Annotated in this window: 3 protein-coding genes and 1 pseudogene; all 4 read right to left on the reverse strand. The window is 63.5% G+C overall.

The features are described 5' to 3' along the window. Positions 1 to 557 (reverse strand): annotated as a pseudogene (locus EOD07_RS29275) (UDP-2,3-diacylglucosamine diphosphatase LpxI); the annotation flags it as partial. Beyond that, the gene (gene lpxA, locus EOD07_RS29280; RefSeq protein WP_127237822.1) at positions 544 to 1,386 is read right to left on the reverse strand and encodes an acyl-ACP--UDP-N-acetylglucosamine O-acyltransferase; all 843 of its coding nucleotides are present in this window, start codon (positions 1,384 to 1,386) and stop codon (positions 544 to 546) included. The pseudogene EOD07_RS29275 and the gene lpxA, both read right to left, overlap by 14 nt. A gap of 15 nt (positions 1,387 to 1,401) precedes the next feature. Further along, a complete protein-coding gene (fabZ, locus tag EOD07_RS29285) occupies positions 1,402 to 1,863 on the reverse strand; it encodes a 3-hydroxyacyl-ACP dehydratase FabZ (protein ID WP_040987270.1) in 462 nt (153 codons plus the stop codon). Beyond that, a partial coding sequence (gene lpxD / locus EOD07_RS29290) for a UDP-3-O-(3-hydroxymyristoyl)glucosamine N-acyltransferase (RefSeq protein WP_127237823.1) occupies positions 1,856 to 2,834 on the reverse strand: 979 nt, incomplete at its 5' end. The genes fabZ and lpxD, both read right to left, overlap by 8 nt.

A 2,834-nucleotide genomic window follows, 5' to 3' on the forward strand; every position in this document is an offset into this window, starting at 1 on the left:
CCTATATCCAGGGCGCCGATGGCCTTGGCCGCCGCGCGGCCGGCCTCGATGTCGCGCCAATCCGATTGCCTTGGCGCCGTGACCGTCAGTGTGCCCTTGCCGGCGGCAAGTTCCGGCACGACCTCATGCGCGCCGATGACCGTGATGCCGCGCTTCTCCAATCCACGCGTGATCACTTTCAAAAGCCCGTCGTCGCCGCGCGCCAGCGCCATGACCACGGAAGGGATTATCGCCAGCAGGCCAAGGGTCGGACGTATCCTGGCCAACCGTGGCCTGCGCCGGATCTCGCCGGCCAGAACCAGATGACTGATCTCCCGGCGTTTCAGCAACGGAACCAGGGAGCCGACATCTTCCAGCGCGAGCGTCGCCTGCTCGTACCTCGCAAAGTCCGCCTCGCGATCGACCTCGCCTTCGGCCATGATGATGAAAGGCGAATGTCCCTGCCGTGCAAGGCCCTCCGCTACCTCGACCGGCAGGCTGCCGCCACCGGCGATGATGCCGACCTTGGAGCCGGGCGTGAGCAAAAGCCGTGTCTCGGCGGGCTCAGCCCTCGTCATCGCCATCATTGTCGTCGCCGTCACCGCCCTTCAGCGGCGGCATGGCATAGTGCCGCTTGCCGCCGCTGGCGATGAAGTCGATCATCTTCATGGCGGCAGGAGACGAGGAGGCGAATTCCGCCCTGGCAAGCTCGATATTCTCGGCGACGCTGCGGGAACGGTCGAAAATCGACCGGTAAACCTTGCGCAGCAGATAAATCTCCGAGCGCGGCAGGCCTGAGCGCTTGAGCCCGATGATGTTCAGGCCACGCAGCTTGGCGCGATTGCCGGCGGCGATCGCGTAGGGAATGATGTCACCGACCACCGCCGAGCAACCGCCGATGAAGGCGTTGTCGCCGACGCGCACGAACTGGTGAACGGCGGTCAGGCCGCCGATATAGACGTTGTCGCCGATCTCGCAGTGGCCGCCGAGCGTCGCGCCATTGGCGAAGGTTGCGTTCTTGCCGACGACACAATCATGGGCGATGTGGGCATAGGCGAGGAAATTGCCATTGTCGCCGACACTCGTTTCGCCACGGCTGGAATCCGTGCCGACATGCATGGTGACGCCTTCGCGGATGGTGCAGTTCTCACCGACGACGAGCGTGGTGCGTCCGCCCTTGTGCTTGGTGTTCTGCGGCGGCGCGCCGAGCGTTGCCATCGGATAGACCTTCGTGCCTGCTCCGATGGTTGTGGCCCCCATCACCGACACATGGCTGACGAGTTCGACGCGGTCGGCGAGAATTGCATCGGCGCTGACATGGCAGAAGGGTCCGATGCGGACGCCCTCGCCGAGCTGGGCTCCTTCTTCGACGACCGAGGAAGGATGGATGGATATCGCGACTTTCATGAGCATTTCGAACCGTCAGCCGGTAACCATCATGGCCGAAACCTCGGCTTCGGCCGCCTTCGCGCCGTCAACCATCGCCTCGCAGGCGAATTTCAGCAGGTTACCGCGTTTCTTGATCTTTTTGACATGGATCCTGAGCTGATCGCCCGGCACCACCGGTTTGCGGAATTTCGCGTTGTCGATGGTCATGAAATAAACCAGCGAGGGCTTTTCCGTATTGAGGCTGCGAATGCAGATCGCGCCCGCGGTCTGGGCCATGGCCTCGATGATGAGCACGCCGGGCATGACCGGCTGCTGGGGAAAATGGCCCTGGAAATGCGGCTCGTTGATGGTCACGTTCTTGATGCCGACGGCGGAGTCGTCGCCGTCGATATCGACGATGCGATCGATCAGCAGGAACGGATAGCGATGCGGCAGGAGCTTCATAAGCCCCATGATGTCGACCGCCTCGAGTGTCGTTGCCACCATGTCAGCCATTTCCGTCGCCTTGCTTGCGCGTCCTGGCCATCTTGCGCAGCATCGCTATCTCGCGCATGGCTTCCGCCATGGGCTGCGCCGGGTAACCTCCCCAGACCTCGCCTGCCGGCACGTTGTTCATGAATCCGCTTCTCGCAGCAAGCTTGGCTCCCGGCCCGATGGTCAGATGATCGGCGAGGCCGACACCGCCACCCATGGTGACGTTGTCGCCGACGACGACGGAACCGGAAATACCCGAAAGCCCGGCTATAATGCAATTGCGGCCGATGCGAACATTGTGGGCGATCTGCACCAGATTGTCGATCTTGGTACCTTGGCCGATGATTGTGTCGGACATTGCGCCGCGGTCGACGGTCGAATTGGAGCCGATCTCGACATCGTCCTGGATGATGACGCGGCCGATCTGCGGCACCCGTTCAGGTCCTTTGGCGCCGCCGACGAAGCCGAAACCGTCCTGGCCGATCCGAGCGCCGCCATGGATGATGACGCGATTGCCGACAAGCGCATATTGAATGCTGGCGCCGGGGCCGATGAAGCCATCGCGGCCGATCTGGCAGGAGCGGCCGACAACGGCGTGGGGCGCAACGACCGTGCCGCTGCCGATGGACACGCCAGGGCCGCTCACCGCGCCGGCCTCCACGATCGCCCCGTCCTCGATATGCGCGGATGGATCGATAAACGCATGCGCCGAGATGCCGGTTTCTCCGGTCATTGGCCCCGGCGTAGCGGCTTGCGGAAACAACAGGCGTCCGACCATGGCGAAAGCCTGTTGAGGACGTGGATGCATGAGCACGGCGATGCCCGGCGGCGCCTTGCTGGCAAAATCGGCGGGGCACAGAACCGCGGCCGCCCTGAGCGACGGCATAAGCGCGAAATTGCGCTTGCCGTCGACAAAGACGAGCGCGCCGTTGCCACCCTCATTTGCTGGAGCCAGCGCCTCGATGGCAATTTCGGCCTGAGCGGAATCGAGC

This window comes from Mesorhizobium sp. M2C.T.Ca.TU.002.02.1.1 (genome assembly GCF_003997225.1).